Here is a 21307-nt window from a genome sequence, read left to right on the forward strand (position 1 = left end):
CGTCACCTCCGTGCGGAGACGGCGGGCAGCTTCGCGCGGTCGCCGCGGACCGCGCTGGTGCGGGCGGAGCAGAGCGTCTCACCGGCCGACATCAGGCGCATCTCCGAGTCCACCGAGCCGTCCGCGACCGTCCTGTCGATCGTGAACTCCAGCTCCGCCGACACCGGGACGGGACGCCGGTAGCGCAGCTCGATCCCGCGGGTCTTGCCCGTCTCGCCCACGGCGCAGTTGTGGTGCTGGACGACGCAGTCGGCGAAGACCGCGAGGAACCCGCCGTGGACGCAGCCCGGCGGGCCCTCGTAGCAGATCGGGAACCGCACGGTACCGGTGGCGCGCTCCGGGCCCTCGACGGTGATCCGGTACGTCGGGAACATCGGGTTGAACTCACCGACGTCGGTTCCGTGGTCGAGGTAGACGCGGCCGTCGCCGCCGGCCAGGGCGCCGACCCGCGGCCCCGGTCCGGGCGGGACGCGCCGTTCCAGCCGCCGCCGGGCCTCGCCCAGCGCGCGGGTGGCCTCGTCCAGGAGCGGGTCCGCCTCTTCCAGGCTCAGCACCACCGAGCACAGGGCCCGGACCTCCTCGGCGAAGCGCTCCTGCTCGGGGAGCGCCCGCTCACCGAAGACCCACGGCTCCATCAGGCCCCCTTCGGCAGGCCGAGGACGCGCTCGGCGATGACGTTGCGCTGGATCTGGGACGTGCCGGCCGCGATCGTGGTGTGCAGCGACCACAGGTAGTCGTGCGTGATCGTCCCGGTGTCGAACCCGTCCACGGTCTCGCCGGCGATCGCGGGGCGGCCCGCGACGCGCACGAACAGCTCGCTGATCGACTGCGCCAGCTCGCTGTAGCGCAGCTTCACCGCCGAGCCGTAGGCCGCGGGGAGGCCGGTGCGCGCGCTCTCGGCGATCGACATCTGCGTCATCCGCCACAGCGCGGTCACCTCCGCCGCCATGATCCCGACGTCGCGGCGCAGCCCCGCGTCGTCCCAGGCCACGCCGGACCCGTCGCGCCGGGTCCGGGCCAGCCGGACCAGCGCGCGCAGCGTCCGGCCCAGCTCGACGATGTGGGACGCGAACGCCGTGCCGCGCTCGAACCGCAGGGTGACGTTCGCGACCCGCCAGCCGTCGTTCTCCGCCCCGACGAGGTTGGCGACGGGCACCCGCGCCCCGTCGAGGAAGATCTCGCAGAAGTGGTCGTCGTCGTCGATCGTCCGCAGCGGCCGCACCTCGATCCCGGGCGTCCGCATGTCCAGGATCAGCCAGCTGATCCCCTGGTGCCTGGGGGCGTCCGGATCGGTGCGCACCAGCAGCTCGCAGTAGTCGGCGACCTGCGCGCGGGTGCTCCAGATCTTGTGGCCGGTGACGACGTAGTGGTCGCCGTCGCGCACCGCGCGGGTGCGCAGCGAGGCGAGGTCGGAGCCGGCCTCGGGCTCGGAGAAGCCCTGGCACCAGACGTCCTCGCCGCGCAGGATCCGCGGCAGGTGGTGGGCGCGCTGCGCGTCCGTGCCCTCGGCGATCAGCGTCGGCCCGGCGTGCCTGGTCCCGACGAACATCGTGCCCGGTGGGGGTGCGCCCGCGCGGGCGTTCTCCTCCAGGAAGACCAGCTGCTCGCCGAGCGACGCGCCGCGCCCGCCGAACTCCCGGGACCAGCCCATGCCCGCGTAGCCGGCGTCGGACAGGCGCCGCTGCCACCGCACGTCGTAGGCGCGGCGCGCGGCCCAGTCTCCGGCCGGGGGCGGCGGCCCCTGGTCGGCGACCGCGTCCGCCAGCCAGGCGCGCACCTCCGCCCGGAACGCCTCGTCCTCCGGGGACGTCAGGAAGGTCATCCGGACTCCTCTCCCAGCGGGCCGAGCAGTTCCCGCGCGGCGGTGAGGTCGACCTTGCCCGAGGCCGTCCGCGGAAGCTCGCCGGCGAACCGCACATCGACCGGCACCTCGTAGCGGGCCAGGTGCTCTCGGGCGTGGGCGAGCAGTTCCTCGCGCCCCAGGGTGCGCCCCGGACGCGTCTCGACCACCGCGACCGGCACGGCGCCCAGCCGCGCGTCGGGAACGCCGACGACCACGGCGGCGCGCACCGCCGGATGCCGTTCCAGGGCCGACCTGACCTGGTCGGGCTGCACCTTGAAGCCGCCCCGGATGATCGTCTGGTCCGCGCGTCCCACGATCCAGAGGAACCCGTCGGCGTCGATGCGGGCCAGGTCGGTGGTGCGGATCCACGGCGCGTCCTCGCCGAACTGCGCCGGGCGCACCTCCAGCAGACCGGCCTCGCCCGCGGGCAGTTCCCGGCCCTCCGGGGCGACCACGCGCAGCCCGCAGCCGGCGTGGGCGCGGCCCACGCTGCCGCGCTTGCTCTCCGCGAACTCGCGGTGGTCGGCGAGGTTCCAGCCCGCGACGCCGCCGCCGAACTCGGTGGCCGCGTACGACGTCAGCACCGGCACGCCGAAGCGCTCGGTGAACGCCTCCGCGTCCGCGGGGTCCAGCGGCGCCGTCCCGGACACCACCGACAGCAGGCTGGAGAGGTCGTCGCGGGTCAGGTCGGAGTCCAGGACCATGCGCAGCGCCGCCGGGACCAGGCTGGCCGTCTTGGGGTGGTGCCGGCGCACCGCCGCCGCCCACCGCTCGACCTCGAACCTGGGCAGGAGGACGAAGGAGCGCCCGTCAAGCACGCACTGCACGACGCGGAACAGGCCGCCGAGATGCACGAGCGGGGCGTTCACGATGGCCACGCCGCGCCGCAGGACGGGTTCCCGGCTCCGGTTCGACTCGTAGTGCTTGGCGCCCTCCATGGTCCGCGCGAGCATGTCCGCGCCGAGGTCCACGCGCTTGGGCGGCCCGGTCGTGCCGCTGGTCAGCATCCGCACCGCCACGCCCGGCGCCGCCGGGACCCGGGGGGCGGACTCGGCGCGGGTGACCTGCGCGCCCTCGCCCGTGCCGTCCGGCACGACGCGCAGTCCGGGGCCGGTGTCCGGGCCGAACGTCGCCATGTCGTCGGCGGTGCCGGCGAGCCCCGCCAGCTCCAGCCCGGCGATCTCGGAGCGGACCCGTTCGACCCCGAGGCCCGGGTTGATCGTCACCACGCATCCGTCGGCGAGCAGGACGCCGAGCAGGACCCCGACATGCCAGGGCGTGTTCCGCAGGATCACCCCGACGGGCGCGCCGGGCTCCGGCACGGCCTCGGCGACGGCGTCCGCGATGCCGGCCAGCCGGCCCCAGCTCCACCAGGCGTCCTCGAACTCGATGGCGCGCGCGTCCCGGTCGAGCGTCAGCATCCGGTCCAGCCCGCGCGCCAGCGGGCTCCCGCTCCGCGTGCCCGCGGTCATCGGATCACCACGTCCGGCTTGGCGACCTGGTCGCGGTCGACCTGGCTCATGCCGATCGGGTTGCCGAGCCTGGTGTAGGTGAGCCCCTGCTCCACGGCGGCCCGGTACGGCTTGTCCAGCGACTCCCAGATCGCCCGGACGGTGCCCTGCGTGGCGGCCGCCGGCTTCTCCGCGATGCTCCGCGCGATCTCGTCGGCGCGCGCCCACAGGTCCCCGGCCGGCACGATCTCGGTGACGAGCCCGATCCGCAGCGCGGTCTCCGCGCCGACGCGCTCGTCGTTCCCCCGCAGCGCCATCCGCAGGGTGTCGCCCAGCCCGATCCGCCGCATCAGCCCGATCGGCTCGATCGCCGACACCATGCCGTAGGTGACATGGGAGTCGAAGAACGTCGCGTCCTGCGAGCAGATGACGATGTCGGCCTCGTTGACGAAGTAGAACGCCCCGCCCGTGCAGATGCCCTGGACCGCGCAGACCACGGGCTTCCACAGCTTCTGCCACTTGGGGCTGAGCAGCTCGCCGGGGTCCTCGTGGTTCCAGACGTCGTCCGGCTGCTCGTAGCGCTCCTGGACGTCCAGGCCGGCGCTGAACGCGCGGTCGCCCGCCGCCCGGAGCACCACGGCGTTGATCTCCGCGTCGTGCTTGATCCGGTGCCACGCGTCGGCGACCTCGTGGCACATCCGCTTGTTGAAGGCGTTGAGGCGCTTGGGCCGGTCGAGGGTGACGGTGGCGACCCGCGTGCCGTGGTCGGCCTCGTACCGGATCGTCTCGTAGCCGGGGTCCTCGGTCATTGGCACCGCCACTCGGGAGAGCGTCGTTCCAGGAAGGCCGCGGGGCCTTCGAGCGCGTCCTCGGTGCGGGTCACCCGCTCGCGGTACGCCTCGGCCAGCAGCTCCGCCTCGTACAGGGGCAGGCCCAGCCCCTTGCGGACCGCCATCCGGGTGCCCCGGACCGCCAGCGGGGCGTTGCGGTTCACCAGTTCGGCGATCTCGCGGGCCCGCTCCCGCAGCCCGTCGGCCGGGACGAGCTCGCTGACCAGGCCCAGATCGTAGGCGCGCTGCGCGCCCAGCCGCTCGTGCTTGCCCAGCAGCGCCATCCGCAGCGCGATGTTGAGCGGGACGACCCGCGCCAGCCGCACGGACTCCCGCGCCGACACGACGCCGATCGACACGTGCGGGTCCATGAACTCGGCCGTGTCGGCGGCGATGACGATGTCGGCCGTGGTGACCAGGTCCATCCCGGCGCCGCAGCACAGCCCGTTGATCGCCGCGATGACCGGCTTGGTCATCGTCCGGAACGGCGGGGTCGCCTCCTGCGGGGCGTCCCACTGCTCGTGCGTCGACAGGTACGGCTCCTCGTAGACCACCTTCCCGGTCCCGGGGATCTCGCCGACGTCGGCGCCCGAGGTGAACGCGCGCCCGGTGCCGGTCACGACGACGACCCACACGTCGGGGTCGGCCTCGGCGGCGGTGTAGGCGTGCTTCAGCTCGCGGGCCATGAGGGGGCTGATCGCGTTCAGCACCTTCGGCCGGTTCAGGGTGACGGTCGCGACGCGGTCCGAGACCTCGTACAGGATCGTCTCGTACGCCTCGGGCGGCGGCGGGTCGGTTCGGCCCATGTGCGGGATCCCCTCGTGTGCGTCGGTCATCGTCCGGTGTAGTCCGGGTCGCGGCGTGCGGTGAAGGCGGCCAGCCCTTCGCGGAAGTCGGCCGTCCGGGAGGCCAGTTCGAGCCCGAACGACTCGTCGACCAGGGCGCGGGCGAGCGGGACCTCCGACGAGCGCTGCAGCGACTGCTTCGTCAGGCCCAGGGCGACGGTCGGTCCCTTCGCCAGCGCGGCGACCAGCTCCAGGGCGCGGGCGTCCAGGTCGGCCGCGGGGACCGCCTCGTGGATCAGGCCCCACTCGGCGGCCCTGGCGCCGCTCACCTTCTCGCCCAGCAGCAGCATGCGCCGCGCCCGGGCGAGGCCCACCAGCCGCGGCAGCAGCCACGACGCCCCGCTGTCGGGGGTGAAGCCGCGCTTGACGAACGGCTCCCAGAACGTCGCCTCCTCGTCGGCGACGGTGAAGTCGGCGGCGAGCGCGAGCTGGCAGCCCAGGCCCGCCGCGTTGCCGCGGACGGTCGCGACCACTGGGAGCTGGACGGTGAGCAGCAGCTCGATCAGGCGGTGGCTCTGCAGCGGCAGGCGCCTGACCAGGTTCGCGGGCCGGGGCCGTTCCTTGGCGCCGGTGTTCGAGGACACCCAGTCCGACCCCGAGCAGAAGTCGCGTCCCGCCGCGGTGAGGTGGACGGCCCGCAGGTTCCCGTCGACCGCCGCCGCTTCGAGGAGCTCGACGAGCCGGGACGTGGACGCCTGGTCGAGGGCGTTGCGCTTGTGCTCGCGCTCGATCCGCAGCGTCAGGACGCCGTCCCGGACGTCGTGGCGGATGCTCGGCTCGGCGCCGGTCGTGTCCTCGCTCACGCGGCGGCCTCCGGGTCCCGCGCCAGGTCGTCGGCGACGAGCAGCGCGTGCCGTTCCCCCGAGCCGAAGGCGCTGTCGAGCACCCATGCCCGTTTCAGCAGCAGGTGCGGGGAGCTCTCCCAGCTGAAGCCCATGCCGCCGAACACCTGGACGGCCGCGCGCGCGTTGTCGTTCGCCGCCCGGCCGCACAGCAGCTTGGCGGCCGGGAGGTCGGCGCCCGTCCCGTCCACGGCTTCGAGTTCGGAGGCGGCGTAGAGCGCCGCGCGCGCCAGGCTCGTCCGCACGTAGCAGTCGGCGAGCAGGTGCTTGATCGCCTGGAAGGAGCCGATCGGGCGGCCGAACTGCCGCCGCTCCTTGGCGTACCCGATCGCCACGTGCAGGGCCGCGTCGCTGATGCCCAGCAGGAACGCGGCGGACAGCAGGGTGCCGGCGCGGCGCAGGCGGGCCGCCGTCTCGGCGCCGGCCACGCGCTCCCCCTCCGGCAGCCGGTCGATCCGGGCGATCGGGGTCAGGGGATCCAGCGGCCGGGCGACCTCGGCGAAGTCGACGCCGTCCCTCGCGTGCAGGTGGACGCCGTCGCCGGACAGGACCAGCAGCCGGTCGGCGGCCGCGAGGTGCTCGACCAGCAGCGGGTCGCCCTCCGGCCCCGCGTCCCGGTCCACGCCGGTCACGACCAGCTCCCCCGACGCCAGTTCGGGCACGGCCAGCGCCGCGAGCTGCGCCCACACCAGGGGACCCCATCCGAGCGCGCGCCCCAGTTCCTCCGAGGCCAGCGCGGACTCGGCGAGACCGAGGCCGAGGCCGCCGCGCTCCTCAGGGACGGCGAGGGCGAACACGCCGAACTCGGCGAGTCCCTTCCACCACCGGGACGGCTCCTCGGGAGGCGCGACCGCCCCGGCCGACGGGCCGCCGTCCGGCGAGAGGAGCTCGCGCAGCGAGACCCGCAGCTGGTCGCGCCGCCCGTCGGCGCTGCGCGGCCCACTGACCGACAGGGACATGGGCGACCGCCTTTCTTAGCTAAGATTAGTAATATAACCAGCGGTGCGCGAAGGGGTAAAGGGGATGCGCCCGCACCGCGTCGGCGAGCGCGAGGACGGGCCCCAGCCTGGCCGTGATCTCCCCGGAGGGCACTGGGGCGTGGTCGACGCGCCCGGTCCCGGCTAGGACTCCGCCGTCCAGCCGATGACCGAGTGCTGATCGGGGTGGCGCTGGATGATGACCAGGGGCGCGGCGGTGGGGTCCTGGAGCCGGACGTAGCGGCCGTGCGACGTCTCGGTGCACGGCCCCGTCACGGATCCGCCCTGCCGCACGGCCTCGGCGGCGGTGGCGTCGCAGTCGGCGACGGCGAAATAGGGGATCCACTGGGCCGGAACGCCGTCGGGCAGGTCGGTGCGGACCACGCTGGCGACGGACCTTCCGTCCTTCCTCCACAGGTACGACGGCGAGCCGGTGACGCCCTCGAACTCGACCGGCTCGTTCCAGCCCAGCACGCGGCCGTAGAAGCGGCCGGCCGCGGCGACGTCCCGGCACACCAGCTCCATCCAGCACATCGAGTTCGGGTCGCCGAGCATCCCGGCGCCGGGGTGGGTGTAGGCCTGCCAGAAACCGATTCCCGCGCCCTGGTCGTCGTCGGCGAGCACCATGCGGCCCATGTTCACGACGGGCGTCGGTTCGAGATGGACGTAGCCGCCCGCCTCCCGCGTGGCCGCCATGGCCGCGACCAGGTCGTCGAGGCCGAAGAAGCAGGTCCAGAAGGGGGCGCTGGAGTCGTCGGCCAGGGCCACCAGCCCGGCGACGTCCAGCGCGCTGGACGCGTCGTGGGTGAACAGCGTGTGGTCGCCCAGGCGCCGGTCGGCGATGATGTAGGAGCCCCAGCCGAACAGCCCCCGGTAGAACCGCTTGGACGCTTCGACGTTCGGGCTGGACAGCTCCACCCCGACCGGCGCGCCGGGCTCGAACGACGTGATCTCCGGCATGCCGATCTCCCCTTCGCGCCGGGCGTCGCCCCCTTCGGCTCGCGCCGGTCCCGCCCGCGCGCTTCCACGCTACGGGGCCCGGGGTAAACGATCACAAGCCCACCGGAATCCTGTTGCCCAAGAAATCGGCATTACCGGAAATATCGCCATGCGGTGCGGGTCTGCGGGAACTCGGGCGGTCAGGAGGGCGCGCCGAAGAACTCGTCCTGGATCTCGGCGTGCTGCCGCGAGCAGGCCCGGCAGTCCGGAAGGCGCTGGAGCAGCACGCCGTACCAGCGCAGGACGCTCAGCCGGTCCACCCCCACCCCCATCGGCTCCAGCCCGGCGTGGGCGAGCTCCCGCCGGTTGATCCACTGGTGGACGGGGGCGACCAGGTCGGCGCTCAGCGAGGCGAAGGCCGGGGACTCGCCGTCCAGCAGCTCCACCAGCGCCAGCTTCGCCATGTGCAGGGCGATCGGCAGGATGTCGGTGGACAGGCCGGGCTGCGGCTGCACCGTCCGGTCGGTGTAGGAGACCCGCGCCGCCTCGTCACCGCTGCTGATCTCGTTGTCGCCCGCCTGCTCCGGCAGCGCCGACACGAAGCACTGGTAGCACGCGGTCAGGCCGGGGACGACCCGCTGCACGACGCCCCCGTACGCCCGGCGGAACACGCCGCCGAGCACCAGCGGGACGTCCTCCTCCAGGCACAGCCGGTTGATCAGCAGCCGGCTCTCCCGGTTGTCGGTCGCGCAGATCACCACGTCGGCGGGCAGCGCCCGGACCAGCTCGCGCAGTTCGGACCAGGTCTCACCGCTGACACGCAGGTCGCTGGTCACGATCCGGGCGGCCGAGTGGTGCCGCCGCACGAGGTCGCGCAGCGCGTTCACCTTCAGCCGCCCCACGTCGTCGAGCCCGCACTCGTGGCGGGAGATGTTGCCGACCTCCAGGCGGTCGTGGTCCAGCAGCAGGAACCGCCCCACGCCCGCCTTGGCGAGCTCGCGGACGATGAAGCTGCCGCCGGACCCGAGCCCCAGCACGGCCACGCCCTTGTCGCGCAGCACATCGGTCTCGAAGATGCCGCGCACCCGGTCGAAGGCGTCCGCCCCCGCGGGCACCAGCGTGGTGCCGATCGGCTCGCCGGACGGGCTCCGGCAGGTCAGCCCGCCGTCTTCGACCCGGCACACCGCCAGCAACCCCGCCTCGTCCGGTCCCGGTTCACCGGTTCCGGAGTCGGCGGGCAGCACGACCAGGTCGTCGCCCGGCGCGCCGTCCACCACCCCCAGATCTCCCTGGTCGCGCAGCCGCACGCGGAACCGCGGCCCCGCGTTCCCCTGCGCGACCACCGCCAGCGCGGCCGGTGTGAACACCAGATGGCGCACCGTCTCAGCCATGCGCGAACGCCTTCATGTCCTCGGCGTCCACCTGGGGAACGTGGTCACCGGGACGCTCCCCGGCCGAGCGGACCTCGAACTTCCCGGTCGCCGGGTTGAAGACCATGCGCTGGCCGGGCGGCATCTCGCCGGAGGCGGCCTGTTCCAGAAAAGCCCGGATGTCGTTGTGCGTGTCGCCGGCCATGCGGCTCCTCCAGCCTCAGTCCATCAGGAATCGGTTCAGCGGGCTGCCGTCCTGCAAATGGCACTCGTAGGCCACCAGCCAGAGCATGCCCTTGCGGATTATCTTCACGATCGAATGGTCGGCGGACCACAGGTCGGGCCGGTACGTGCAGATCTTCACCCAGCCGGGATGGTCGGTCCTCCAGGTGTGCATCTCATGACTCGACCCGTGCGACTCCATCGTCCGGCGGCCCTTCCAGCCGAGCAGGGGGCTGGGCCGCACGATGTAGGTGCTCGGGCATTCGTCCGGATAACCCGCCGGAATGTTGACGCGCAACGTGTAGTCGTTGCCCAGGTTCGTCGTCCAGTTGCCCGCGACGTACGTGGAGCCCCTCGGGTCGAAGAAGCCGAAGAGCGGGAACTCCCTGCGCAGAACGTCGCGTTCCTGTGACAGCCGCACGATCTGATGGCGATTCCAGCTCATCCTGATGTCCTTTGCAGCGTGCCTGTCCGACGGACGATCACGGCGCCCGGTCCAGGAGTCGGAGTCCCCAGGCCAGCGTGTTCGGAAGGCCGTACCTTTCCTCCTCGTCGCTCGGCCGCCATTCCTCGAACTCGTGCTCGGAGTAGAAGAGCCTGCAGGCGAGGACGAGCGGGCGCTCGCCGTCCCACGCGGTGTAGAAGTGCAGGCGGCTGCGGCGGCCGTGGACACGGACGATCAACGCGATCCGGTGGTGCTTGATCGGCTGCAGCTCGGCCTCGTACCGGCCCTCCAGCACCTGCAGCAGCGGCTGGATGTGGTCCCTGACGTAGTCGGCGAGATCGGGGACGGGGCTCAGCCGCGGCCCACCCCGCTCGTCGCGACGCGGGTCGGCCGGCGTCGCGTCCGCCCCTCGTTCACCCGCCTTCTCGGCCTTCTCCTCCTTGGCCGGCCGGGCCGGAGCGGCGTCGGCGGGCGCTTGTTCACCCGACGGCTTTCTCGTCGCGACCTCGGTGCGTTCGGGCTCCCTCCCCGCCGCCTCGCTGCGCTCGGGCTCGTCCCGTTCGGGCGCGTCCGTCGCGGTGTCGTCGGCCGCGCCGGGATCGGCGCGGGTCTCCAGGGCGGCGCGCTTGTCGGAATCGCCGAAGTGCGGGAGCCGATCGGCCAGCCCCCGCCACCACGAGGACCCTGCGGCGGACGCGTCCGAGCTCGCCAGCACGTAACGGACGCGCGGCCTGAGCGCGGCGGGACGCAGCGAGCCGGCGACCGAACCGTCCAGCTCCACCCTGCTCAGCGCGCGGCGCAGCGGGCTCTCGCCGGGCAGCACCTTCAGGGACGCCTCGGCCCGGGTGAGGTTGCGCGCGTCCATGTAGAAGAAGGGCGTCAGCTTGACCTTGGTCTCCTCGCCATCGCCCCGGAACACGCGCGAGCGCTTCTCCGGACCGACGAAGTTGGCGAGGATCTCGGTGTACTGCGGACGCTGGTGCTTCTGCGCGTACCGGCGCGTCCGCTCGCGGTCGCCGCTGCTGGGCTCGTGCAGGTCGAACCAGTGGTGGGAATGCCACATGCCGAGGCACTGGACGCCGAACTCCTCCCACGACAGCCGTTCGAGCTCCCAGGTCACGTCCGGGTCGAGCTCCAGCGTGGACGAACCGCGCACGGCGCGCTCCGACGGCCGGGTCGCCAGGAAGACCGTCGGCCCGCCGCCATGGCTGAACAGGCCGAACAGGCTGCCTCCGGTCTCGATCCGCTCGTGGTCGAAGGTCTCGTCGGCGATGACGCGCAGCTCGGACTCGAAGATCCGGACCAGGTAGTGATCGTTCACCGGAAGCCCTCCGCGATCTCCAGCAGGGTGCGTTCGGCCGACCAGTCGGCGGCGTCGATCTCCATCCGCTCGCGGAGCGCGCCGGCCACGTGGAACACCATCGGCGGGCTGAGCGGGTAGTCGGGGGCCAGGACGAACGCGAGTTCGAGGTCCTGGTCGGACACGATCAGCGCGACCCTGGTGTCGCCGAACTCGGCCGTCTCGTGGTCGAAGCCGCGCCGTTCCAGTTCCCGCAGCTCCATCTCCAGCCGGCAGCCGAACACGTCGCCGCCCGTCCCGGGTTCCGCGTCCCCTGCCGGCGGGTCCGCCGGAGCGTCCGCCGGAGCGCGGCCGGCCAGCACCGAGCCGCGCAGGTCGGCGCCGGCGAAGCCGCGCAGCTGCCAGTGGTACTCCAGGCAGGTCAGGACGAACCAGGCCACGGCCGCGGCGATGACCTTCTCGGCGGGCTGGCCCGCTTCGGAGAGATCGATGTGCTGCCAGGTCGGGAGCGATCCGCCGTCCGGCCGGGTGGGCCTGCCCGGCCCCGTGCCGAACCGGGCGATCCGGATCGGGAAGCCCGCGGCCCCGTCGACGGCGGGGAACAGCGAGCCCAGATGGGCGAAGGCGCTGATGTCGCTGCCGTCCGCCTCGAACCAGACGACGATCGCCGGATGCGCCGGGAACTCCAGCGCGCTGATCTCCGCCGCCCCCACCGAACCGCGGATCGTCCGGTCGCCGACGAACGCCCCCGTGTGCAGCTCGGCGTAGCGGGAGAATCCGGCGACCTCCCGCAACGCCTCGTGGATCAGCCCGGGCAGCCGCCCGGCGGGCAGGCCGTGCCAGGAGACCGGTGCGACCAGCACGGCCGGGCGGCCGTCGGAGATCTTCTCCGCCAGCCGGCCGATGACCCCGAGCGGATAGTGCTCGCCGCGATGGCGATACCGCTCCAGCAGCATTCTGCGTTCGTGTTCCTCGCGCGCCTGGATCTCGCGCGCGGCCGCGTCCCGCCGCTCCGCGATCTCGATCAGCCGCCGCTCTTCCTCCGCCGCGCCGACGACCCCCCGATTGCGCAGCTCGAATCCGATGAGATCCGGAATCCGGCCGGCGAGGCCACTGATCACCGGGCCGAGAATGACGGCCAAGAACCATTCCACCCGTTGCTCCCCCGTAGAAGAGAACATCCCCTCGCTGGAGGGTAGTCCGGCCGTCACCCGCGGAGCTCTTTTCCGGTCGTCCACATCCGGCTACGTGGTTTTTTCCACGCATCGGGGAGAATACGGCGGCGACCTTTTCCGCCCCGGAACGGGCCCGGTGATCGTTCAGATGATCGAATTCCCGGTCATTCGGAGAGCCCGTGCCTTCCGACCAGGGGAACGAAACGCGCGAACGTCACCAGTTCCCCTTTCAGCAGCCGTCCGCCCCGCTCGGTGAAAGCGATGACCCGCTCGGCGCCGCCGGTGCCGATGGGCTGGACCAGGCGTCCCCCCCGCGGCGAGCTGCCCGGCGAGCGGGGCCGGCACCTCCGGGGCCGCGGCGGAGACGACGACGCCGTCGTAGGGGGCGTGTCCGGCGAGCCCGCGCGTCCCGTCGCCCACGATCACGGTCGCGTTCGGGACACCGGCCGCCGCGAGATTGGCGCGCGACCGGGCGGCGAGGTCGGCGTACCGCTCGACGGACCACACCTCGCGGGCGAGCCGTCCGAGCAGGGCGGTCTGGAAGCCGAGCCCGGTGCCGATCTCCAGGACCCGTTCGCGGCCGGTGAGCCCCAGCGCGGCGACCATCTGCGCGATGAGCGAGGGCTGCGAGGTCACCTGGCCGTGCGGGATCGGCAAGGGGATGTCCTCGTACGCCTCGGCGCGATGCGACGCGGGGACGAACCCTTCGCGCGGCGTCCGCCGGAACGCGTCGAGCACGCGCGGGTCGTCCACCCCCTGGTCGCGCAGCGCACGGATCAGCGCGTCCGATCCATGGCGCTCGCCCGCCCGCATGGCTCCCCCCTCCAGCGATGCGAGGGTTATGCCCGCTCACCCCGGCCACCGCACACGGGCCGCTCGGCTGGCGCATCGTGGCCGTGCGAGCCCAGCCGTGATCAGCGCGGCCGCAGGGCCGCCGAAACCAGCCGCCGTCGCTCGGCGGTGAGCCCCCGCCACCCACCCGCCGCCACCAGCGCGGAGGCGACCGCCGCACCGGCCAGTTCGGGCCAGCCGAGCCCCGGCCCCGCAGGCTCCGGTCCACGCCGAAGACCTCATCGATGGTGCGCCGGCCGCCCAACGCCTTGGCCGATGCCAGGTAGGCGGGCCAGAAGAGCGGCTCGTCCAGGAACGGCGTCCCGTCGACCAGCGGCGCGCTCTCATATCCGGCCTCCAGCACCCGAGCATGATCGCAGCACCGCCCGCCGCGCACCACCGCCGGGTCAGGTGAGGAGCGCGCGTTTGAGGACCTTGCCCATCGGCGACCGCGGGAGCTCGTCGACGACCTCCAGCCGTTCGGGGCACTTGAAACGGGCCAGCCCCTGCTCCCGGCAGTGCTCGACCAGCCCGGAAAGGGTGACCTGGTGGCCAGGGGCGGCGACGACCACGGCGCACACCCGCTCGCCGGTCCGCTCGTGCGGCTCCCCCCACGACCGCCACGTCCGCGACCCCCGGACACCCCAGCAGGACCCCCTCCACCTCCCCCGCCGAGATGTTCTCCGCGTTGCGGATGATCACGTCCTTGATCCGGCCCTCGACCCGCACCCGGCCCTCGTCGTCGACGGATCCGACGTCGCCGGTGCGCACCCACCCCTCATCGTCGAACACCTCCGCGTCCAGCGCGGCGTCCACATACCCCAGGAAGCACTGCGGCCCCTTGAGGCGCAGCTCGCCGCCGACCACCCGCACCCGCACCCCGTCCATCGGCCGCCCGACACCCGACCCGACCCCCGGATCGGACGGTCTCTCACTGGTGGCCACCGGAAACTCCGTCAATCCCCAGGACCCGGCCACGCCCGCCACCCCCAGCACCTGGGCGACCTCGCGATTGACCGGTTCGGGGGTCGCCGCGCCGCCACCGACGCAGGCGCGCAACGCCGGGAACAGCGGCCGCCCGCCGTGGCGGCGCTGCGCGGCCACGTACGCCTGGAAGAACGGCGTCGCCGACCCCAGGATCGTGGGCCGGTGGGCCGCCATCCGCTCCGGCGTCACCGCCGGGTCGAAGGCGTCGAACAGCACGAGCCTGCACCCGGTCCGCAGCGCGGACGCCAGCATCGACACACCACCGATGTGGGCCAGCGGCCACGCGATCGGATACACGTCGCCGGGGCCGAGGCCGAGACCGTCGACCGGGCCGTTGGACGAGGCGATCACCGAGGCGTCGGTATGCCGGACGCCCTTGGGATCGGCCGTCGTCCCCGACGAGTAGTAGATCCACCGGCACTCACCGGAGCCCGCCGGCGGCCCGGGAAGATCACCAGGGTCCCCGCCCGGCAGCCGCAGCGCCGCACCGGGCGGACCGTCCAGATCCAGGACGAGCACCTCAGGCCCCAGGGACCGGGCCATCTCGCCGTGACCGAACCCGCGCCAGGTCTCGGGCACCACGACCAGGCGAGCCCGCACCTGCCGCACGATGAACCCGACCTCCCGCTCGCGGAACACCGGAATGATCGGATTCTGCACCGCGCCCAGCCGGGCGCACGCCGCCATCAGCACCGCCGCCTCCAGCGTCGTCGGCACCTGCCAGGACACCACGTCACCCCGGCCGACACCCAGAGCGCGCAGACCCGCCGCCACCCGCTCCGCCTCACCGGCGAGAGCGGCCACCGTCAGCGAACGACCATGATCGTCCGCCAGGACCACCGCGTCGGGACGACACCGCACGGCTTCCTCCAGCAGACCCCAGAACCCGCCCTCCACCACTTCGGCCTCCTGACCGGTAACGGGAGCCGACCGCACGCTCGGCACCCCCAGTCTCATACCTCTAGAGGTTTAAGGCCAGAGGTCACGCCACGACGTCGTAGGTCAGGTGCGTCGCGGTCGAGGTCGGGACCACGCTCCGCTGTACCAGCGTGCGCGGCGTTCCGCCGGTGAACAGCGGCGTCCCGGCGCCCAGCACGACGGGCGCGAGGTGCAGCGACAGCACGTCGACCAGCCCGGCCGCGAGCGCCGAGCCGATCGTGGCGCCGCCGCCCATGAGGACGACGTCGAGGTCCTCGCCGCGGTCCGCCGACGCCGCCTCGGCGCGCTCGCGCGCGGTGGCGACGGCGTCGGGCAGGCCGGTGGTGACGAACGTCCAGTCGAGCTCGGTGAGCCGCACCGACGGCGGCGGCGAGCTCGTCACGACGACGAACGCGGGCCTGCCGACCTCGCCGGCGCCGTAGCCGGTGTCGTCGTTCCAGCCGCCCGGCCCGTCGACCACGTCGAAGAGGCGGCGGCCGAGGACGACGGCGCCCGAGCGGGCGGTCCCCTCGCGCAGGACCCGGCGGTCGCCGGGGTCGTCGGAGAACGCCCAGGTGTGCAGGGCCTCGCCGCCGGTGCCCAGACCGCTGTCCGGGCCGGGGCCGGGCCCGGTGACGAAGCCGTCGAGGGAGATCGAGATGTCCGCGATGATTCGAGTCATGTCAGGGCAGACCCGCTCCGCCGCCCGAACTCATCGCCCACGCGCCCGCCTGCCCGGTCAGACCTCGGTCCGCTGGACGAGGCCGGCGCGGATCCGTTCGGCTTCGGCCAGGTCGTCGCCGGATGCCGCCTGCGCTCGGTAGATCAGGATGGCCTCGTCCACCGCCTTCAGTGAGGCGTCGAGGTCGATCCCGTGGGCGTCGCCGATCGACGCGGCGGAGCAGAGGGAACGGGCGAGGCCGGAAAGGTGCTCGGCCCTCCCGGACTCGGCCGCCCGCCGCCTGATGTCGACCGCCTCACGGGCCGACCGCAGCGCCTGCTCGGGCTGTCCGATCTCCGCCAGCCGCTTGCCGAGGTTCTGGACGGAGACAGCGAGAAGCGGCAGGTGGACGTCGGGATCGTCGCCCGCGAGATCGCGCAGGATGCTCACCGATTCGGTGGCGGCGTTCACCGCGCCTTCCCGGTCTCCGGTCTCCGCGAGGAAGTTCCCCAGCCCGTTCAGGGCGACGGCGAGGTCGGTGCGGTAAGGGGCCGGGAAAGGCAGATTCCGGCAGTGGTCGATCGCTTCCTGGACGGCCTCCACCGCGGCCGCCGTGTCTCCGGCGTGGGACAGCTGCGTCCCGAGATTGATCAGCCCCATGACCAGGTTGGGCAGGTGGGCCGCCGCATCGGCCTCGGCCAACCGGCGCCAGGTTTCCACCGCCTCGCCGACGGCCGCGAGCGCTGCGTCGCCGTCCCCGGCTTGGCCGAGGTGGACGCCGTGGCGGTTCAGCATCAGGGCCAGCTTGGGGAGGTGCGCGGCGGGGTCCTCGTCCGCCAGCCGCCGCTGGATGCCGACGGCCTCACCGATGGTCTCGACACCGGCACGGTCGTCCCCGGCCTCCACCAGACGGGTGCCGAGCCCGTTCAGCACATTGGCCAGCCGGGGAAGGTGGGGCGCGGGCTCCTCCTCGGCGAGGTCCCGCATGATGGCCACCGCTTCGCGGGCCGGTTCCAGCGCGGCCCGCTCGCTGCCGGTCCTCGACAGGCGGATCCCGAGGTTGTTCAGGGCGAGCGCCAGGAAGAGCCGGAACTCGGCAGGGTCCTGCCCGGCCAGGCGCCGGAAGATGTCGGCCGACTCCCGGGTCGGTGCCAGCGCCGCGCTTTCGTCTCTGGCGTCCGCCAGCCTGAGGCCCAGATCGTTCAGGGCCGTGCCCAGGCCGGGAAGGGACGAGGCGTCCTGCCCGGCCATCCGCCGCCAGTCCTCGACCCGCTGACGCGCTTCCAGTACGGCCAGGTTCTCGGCCCGCTCACGGCCCTGATCAGGCGGGGCCGCCGCACGGGCCGGCACCGGACGGCGCCGGCCAAAGATCCGCAAGATCACCACACCCCACCAGACCGACCACCCGCATTCCACCACAGCGGGCCCGACGCGGGGACCATCGTGATCAGAGGCGGGTGATGATCAGGGCGATGTCGTCGGCGCCGCCGCCGGCGACGCCGAGGCGGGCCAGCAGGGCGTCGGCGGCCTGCTCGGTGCCCAGGCGGGCGCAGTCGGTGAGGGCGTCGGTCAGGCGCCGCAGGCCGGTGTCGATGTCCTCGCCGCGGCGTTCGATGAGCCCGTCGGTGTAGAGCACGAGGGTGTCGCCGGCCTGGTAGTGGATGCTGGCCTGGGGGCGGAGGACGTGCAGCGGGCGGGCGCCCAGCGGCGGGTCGGTGGCCTGGTCCAGCAGGTCGAAACCGCCGTCGGGGTGGGCCAGGACGGGCGGCGGGTGACCGGCGCTGCTGTAGCTGAGCAACCGGCTTCGGGTGTCGACGATGACCTTGACGGCGGTGGTGCCCAGCGCTCCCTCCACCGACCGCGCGTACAACCCCAGGACCTCCAGGGCCTGGGCCGGGCGCTCCAGGGCTCGGACGGCGGCGTTCAGGGCGCTGCGGAGCATCCCCATGACGGCGGCGGCCTCCAGGCCGTGCCCGACGACGTCACCGACCGCCAGGGCGAGGCGGTCGGGCGCGATGTCCGCGACGTCGTACCAGTCGCCGCACACGTTCAGCGACGCGGCGGCCGGCAGGTACCGCACCGCCACATCGGCGTGATGGACCAGGTCAGGGGTCTGCAGCATAGCCTCCTGCAGGGTGAGGGCGACCTCGCGTTCACGGGTGTGGGCCTGGCGCAGCTCCTCGTTCAGCCGCTGCAGCTCCCGCGCCCGCGCGTACAGCTCGGCTTCCAGCGCCTGCGCGTTCTCCGGAGGGGCCGCCCGGGGATGGGCGCTCTGGAAGGCCCTGACATAGGCGGTGACGTCCTCGACCCGGTGGATGATCCACGTCACCCGCCCGTCCGGCCCGGCCACCGGGGTGTTCACCGGCGACCACCAGCGCTCCTCGAACCGGCCCGGCTCGCCCGCCACCGGGATGTCGTACTTCTGCAACGCGATGGTGTCCTGCTTCCCCGTGGCCAGGACCCTGTGCAGGGAGGCGCCGAGGTTCCGGACCCCGTCGGCCTCGGGGTCGGCCGGGTTGTCGGGGAACGCCTGGAAGATGTGCTGCCCGACCAGATCCTCCCGGGTCCGCCCGGTCGCCTCCAGATACGCCCGGTTCACGTCCACGATCACCAGATCGGGCCCCAGCACCAGATACGGGCTGGGCGTCGCCGCGAACAACGCCGCATAGTCGACCAACGGTCCCACACTTGCCCCCCCGACCTGCGCGAACCTGGATTCCAGGGTACGCGGCGCCGCCCGGTCAGCGGCTCACGTGGACACGGGCGGCTTGTCCCTGCTGATCGCGTCCACCAGCAGCTTCGCGGCCGCCGCCGCCCCGTCGGTGCTGATCGTGCCGGCCAGGGCGATCGCTCGTGCGCGGGTCTCGGGGGCCAGGGCCGTCTTGAGCGCGGCCGACAGGGACTCAAAGGTGGGAGCCGGACCGTCATGGGCCGTGCCGATGCCCAGATCGGCCACCCGGCCGGCCCAGTACGGCTGGTCCGCCGATTGCGGCACCACCACCTGGGGCGCGCCGGCCCGGGCGGCCGTGGTCGTGGTGCCCGCGCCCCCGTGGTGCACGACGGCGGCCACCCGGCCGAACAGTGCCTGCTGGTTGACCTCGTCTACGGCGAAGCAGTCGTCCCGGTCATCGATCAAGCCCAGTTCGGCCCAGCCGCGCCCGGCGAGCACGCGGCGGCCCTGCGCCCGGACCGCCTGGACGACCACCTGGGAGAGGTCCTTCGCCTCGCGCATGGGCGTGCTGCCGAAGCCCACGTACACGGGCGGTGCGCCGGCGTCCAGGAATGCCTCCAGCTCGGCCGACAGCGGGCGGACGTCGGGAAGGATCCACGCGCCGGTCTGTACGACATCCAGGTCCGGCGTCGGCCGCCACGGGTCCAGGACGGGGTCCGTCGCCAGCCACGGCCGGTCGCCGATGACGTAGTCCCGGACGTCGTCCACCGGGGGCAGGCCGAGCGACGCGCGGTTGCTGTTGAGCGCCTCGCCGAACAGCGCGTTGATGCTCTGGGCGTCCAGGTCCCACAGCACCCGGTTGTCGGTCACCTCCGGCGGGAACGGCCGGCCCGGATAGGCCAGCGGCGCACGGTGCGGCGACGGCAGGGTGAGCTGCTGGAAGGTCACGGACACCGAGCGGATGCCCAGCTTCTCGGCCACCGACCGCGCGCCGGCCGCGGCCGGCGTTATCCCGGTCGCGACCAGCACGTCGCAGCCCTCGGCCGCCGCGGTGATCCTCTCGAACTGGCCGGCGATCAGCTCGGCCGCGCGCCGGGGCAGGCCCGCCGGCGTCGGCGGCGCCGCCGCGGTGGTCAGCGCGCGCGCCGACGGGCCGACCGGCACCAGCGGCACGCCGACACCGGCCAGCCGCTCCGCGAACTCCTCGTCCGGCGGCGCGCACAGCCGCACCTCCGCGCCCAGCGCCCGCAACCGCACCGCGAGCCCCGCCAGCGGTTCCACATCCCCGCGCGACCCGTACGTCGACAGCAGCACCCGCACTTCGCATCCCCCGTTTCCGCAGCCTCGCAGCACCCGGCCCCCGGCCCAGGCCGACGATTCTGCGGCATGACCCGGGTCTTGCCGCAAGCCCCCGGGTCCGCTATACGTTGAGAACGGAGGGCGTCACCGCGCATCGGAGCGGCGGGCCGCGAACCCCTCGCGGGCCGACGGGCCGGCGGTCACGTGCAGGTGCCGCGCCGACTCGATCTCCACGTAGTCGGCGATCGCGCTCGTCTCCGCGGACAGCACGTTCGCCTTCATCATCCGCAGCGGGAACGGGTGGTGGGCGACCAGCCGGCCCGCGAGTGCCAGCACTTCCTCGTGCAGCACGTCCGGCTCGAACACGCGGGTGACGAGGTCGTGGCGCAACGCCTCCTCGGCGCCGAGCTTCTCCGGGAAGAACAGCAGCTCGCGCGCCCGCGCGCCGCCGACCAGCCGGATCAGCGACCACGCCAGCCCCATGTCACCGGAGACCCCGACCTGGAGGAACCCGGTGTTGAAACGGGCGCCGGCCGCCGCGAACCGGAAGTCGCAGGCGCACGCCCACCCCATCGCGGCACCGGCGCATCCGCCGTGGACGGCCGCGATGGTCACCTGCGGCATGGTGTGCAGGAGCGTGGCGGCGTGGTAGACCGGCCCGAGCCGTTCGAGCGTCGCCGGATCCGACTCCCAGTCGCCGCCCAGGTCCGCGCCGACCGAGAAGTGCTCGCCCGCGCCGCGCAGCACCACGACGCGGGCATCGCTCGCGGCCACGTTCACCAGCGTGCGGTACAGCTCCTCGCACAGCTCGATCGTGACGGCGTTGCGCCGCTCGGGCCGGTTGAGCGTCACGATCGTGACGGCGTCCCGGCGTTCGGTGCGCACGAGCATCGTCCACCTCCCACTGGTCAGACCGGGCCGAGACCGTCGACGCGGAGCAGCGAGCCCGTCGTGTACGACGAGGCGCCGCTGGCGTAGTACAGCGCCGCGGTGACGATCTCGCGGGCGTAGCCGAAACGCCGCAGGAGCATGCCGGGCTCGTCCTTGCCCGGGACGGCCCACGCCTTGGAGACGTCGGTGTAGAACCCGCCCGGCGAGATCACGTTGAAGCGCACCTTGGGCGCGAACTCCTGCGCGAAGGCGACGCTGATCGCGTTGAGCGCGGCCTTGGACCCGGCGTACGGGCCGAAGTTCGGCGACGGCCGCAGCGCGCCGGTGCTCGAAACGCTGATGACCGAGCCGCCGTCCCCCGCCGCCATCCGCTCGGCGACCACCGCCGACAGCCGGAACGGGCCCTTGAAGTTGACGCCGACGACCTTGTCGAACAGCTCCTCGCTCGTCTCCGCCGACGACGGCGCCAGCGGGGACATGCCCGCGTTGTTGACCAGCACGTCGACCTTGCCGAAGTGCTCGTAGGCGCGCTCGGCCAGCGCGTCGAGCTCGTCCCAGCGCCCCACATGGCACGCGACCGGGAGCGCCTTCCGGCCGAGCGCCTCGACCTCCTTCGCCACGGCCGCGCAGGCGTCGAACTTGCGGCTGGCGATCACCACGTCCGCGCCGGCGGCGGCGTAGCCGAGCACGATCGCGCGGCCCAGCCCCCGGCTCCCGCCCGTGACGAGCGCGACCTTGCCCGTGAGGTCGAACAGCTCCGCCGGGGTGCGTACCTCGTCTTGTTCGTTCATCTGCACCGTCCTGATGTCG

Annotated in this window: 21 protein-coding genes; all 21 read right to left on the reverse strand. The window is 73.3% G+C overall.

The features are described 5' to 3' along the window. Window positions 1-2: 2 nt before the first annotated feature. A complete protein-coding gene (locus ACZ466_RS54815) occupies window positions 3-635 on the reverse strand; it encodes a hypothetical protein (RefSeq protein WP_378281929.1) in 633 nt (210 codons plus the stop codon). Next, entirely contained in the window at window positions 635-1822 is a 1188-nt protein-coding gene (locus ACZ466_RS54820; protein WP_378281928.1) for an acyl-CoA dehydrogenase family protein, read from the reverse strand. Before ACZ466_RS54820 ends, ACZ466_RS54815 begins: the two co-directional genes overlap by 1 nt. Then, on the reverse strand, window positions 1819-3315 hold the full coding sequence (locus ACZ466_RS54825) for a class I adenylate-forming enzyme family protein (protein WP_378281927.1): 1497 nt from the start codon (window positions 3313-3315) through the stop codon (window positions 1819-1821). Before ACZ466_RS54825 ends, ACZ466_RS54820 begins: the two co-directional genes overlap by 4 nt. After that, entirely contained in the window at window positions 3312-4103 is a 792-nt protein-coding gene (locus tag ACZ466_RS54830; RefSeq protein WP_378281926.1) for an enoyl-CoA hydratase/isomerase family protein, read from the reverse strand. Before ACZ466_RS54830 ends, ACZ466_RS54825 begins: the two co-directional genes overlap by 4 nt. Continuing rightward, window positions 4100-4960 carry an enoyl-CoA hydratase/isomerase family protein gene (locus ACZ466_RS54835; protein ID WP_378281925.1) on the reverse strand — a complete coding sequence of 287 codons (861 nt, stop codon included), beginning with the start codon at window positions 4958-4960 and terminating at the stop codon, window positions 4100-4102. The genes ACZ466_RS54830 and ACZ466_RS54835 overlap by 4 nt, the downstream gene beginning before the upstream one ends. Beyond that, window positions 4957-5772: an enoyl-CoA hydratase/isomerase family protein gene (locus ACZ466_RS54840; RefSeq protein WP_378281924.1), complete on the reverse strand. Its 816-nt coding sequence runs from the start codon at window positions 5770-5772 to the stop codon at window positions 4957-4959. Before ACZ466_RS54840 ends, ACZ466_RS54835 begins: the two co-directional genes overlap by 4 nt. Then, entirely contained in the window at window positions 5769-6770 is a 1002-nt protein-coding gene (locus ACZ466_RS54845; protein ID WP_378281923.1) for an acyl-CoA dehydrogenase family protein, read from the reverse strand. The genes ACZ466_RS54840 and ACZ466_RS54845 overlap by 4 nt, the downstream gene beginning before the upstream one ends. 162 nt (window positions 6771-6932) lie before the next feature. Continuing rightward, window positions 6933-7748 carry a VOC family protein gene (locus ACZ466_RS54850; protein WP_378281922.1) on the reverse strand — a complete coding sequence of 272 codons (816 nt, stop codon included), beginning with the start codon at window positions 7746-7748 and terminating at the stop codon, window positions 6933-6935. A gap of 179 nt (window positions 7749-7927) precedes the next feature. Beyond that, window positions 7928-9118: a HesA/MoeB/ThiF family protein gene (locus ACZ466_RS54855; protein WP_378281921.1), complete on the reverse strand. Its 1191-nt coding sequence runs from the start codon at window positions 9116-9118 to the stop codon at window positions 7928-7930. After that, on the reverse strand, window positions 9111-9302 hold the full coding sequence (locus ACZ466_RS54860) for a hypothetical protein (RefSeq protein ID WP_378281920.1): 192 nt from the start codon (window positions 9300-9302) through the stop codon (window positions 9111-9113). The genes ACZ466_RS54855 and ACZ466_RS54860 overlap by 8 nt, the downstream gene beginning before the upstream one ends. Before the next feature lie 15 nt (window positions 9303-9317). Next, window positions 9318-9764 (reverse strand): hypothetical protein, encoded by a 447-nt coding sequence (locus ACZ466_RS54865; protein WP_378281919.1) that lies wholly within the window; start codon window positions 9762-9764, stop codon window positions 9318-9320. A gap of 37 nt (window positions 9765-9801) precedes the next feature. After that, window positions 9802-11085 (reverse strand): hypothetical protein, encoded by a 1284-nt coding sequence (locus tag ACZ466_RS54870; RefSeq protein WP_378281918.1) that lies wholly within the window; start codon window positions 11083-11085, stop codon window positions 9802-9804. Continuing rightward, window positions 11082-12218: a hypothetical protein gene (locus ACZ466_RS54875; protein ID WP_378281917.1), complete on the reverse strand. Its 1137-nt coding sequence runs from the start codon at window positions 12216-12218 to the stop codon at window positions 11082-11084. Before ACZ466_RS54875 ends, ACZ466_RS54870 begins: the two co-directional genes overlap by 4 nt. A gap of 165 nt (window positions 12219-12383) precedes the next feature. Further along, window positions 12384-13052, reverse strand: coding sequence for a protein-L-isoaspartate O-methyltransferase family protein (locus ACZ466_RS54880; RefSeq protein WP_464042512.1), 669 nt, complete (start codon window positions 13050-13052; stop codon window positions 12384-12386). A 36-nt stretch (window positions 13053-13088) separates the two neighbouring features. Continuing rightward, window positions 13089-15014, reverse strand: coding sequence for a class I adenylate-forming enzyme family protein (locus tag ACZ466_RS54885; protein ID WP_464042513.1), 1926 nt, complete (start codon window positions 15012-15014; stop codon window positions 13089-13091). A 25-nt stretch (window positions 15015-15039) separates the two neighbouring features. Further along, window positions 15040-15657: a dihydrofolate reductase family protein gene (locus tag ACZ466_RS54890; RefSeq protein WP_378281914.1), complete on the reverse strand. Its 618-nt coding sequence runs from the start codon at window positions 15655-15657 to the stop codon at window positions 15040-15042. Window positions 15658-15714: 57 nt separating this feature from the next. After that, the gene (locus tag ACZ466_RS54895) at window positions 15715-17013 is read right to left on the reverse strand and encodes a tetratricopeptide repeat protein (protein WP_378281913.1); all 1299 of its coding nucleotides are present in this window, start codon (window positions 17011-17013) and stop codon (window positions 15715-15717) included. Between the two features lie 70 nt (window positions 17014-17083). After that, window positions 17084-18313 (reverse strand): PP2C family protein-serine/threonine phosphatase, encoded by a 1230-nt coding sequence (locus ACZ466_RS54900; protein ID WP_378281912.1) that lies wholly within the window; start codon window positions 18311-18313, stop codon window positions 17084-17086. Window positions 18314-18385: 72 nt separating this feature from the next. Further along, the gene (locus ACZ466_RS54905) at window positions 18386-19627 is read right to left on the reverse strand and encodes a glycosyltransferase (protein ID WP_378281911.1); all 1242 of its coding nucleotides are present in this window, start codon (window positions 19625-19627) and stop codon (window positions 18386-18388) included. A gap of 123 nt (window positions 19628-19750) precedes the next feature. Next, entirely contained in the window at window positions 19751-20497 is a 747-nt protein-coding gene (locus ACZ466_RS54910; RefSeq protein WP_378281910.1) for an enoyl-CoA hydratase/isomerase family protein, read from the reverse strand. Window positions 20498-20514: 17 nt separating this feature from the next. After that, window positions 20515-21288: an SDR family NAD(P)-dependent oxidoreductase gene (locus tag ACZ466_RS54915; protein ID WP_378281909.1), complete on the reverse strand. Its 774-nt coding sequence runs from the start codon at window positions 21286-21288 to the stop codon at window positions 20515-20517. Window positions 21289-21307 lie beyond the last annotated feature (19 nt).

This window comes from Actinomadura rugatobispora (genome assembly GCF_055379765.1).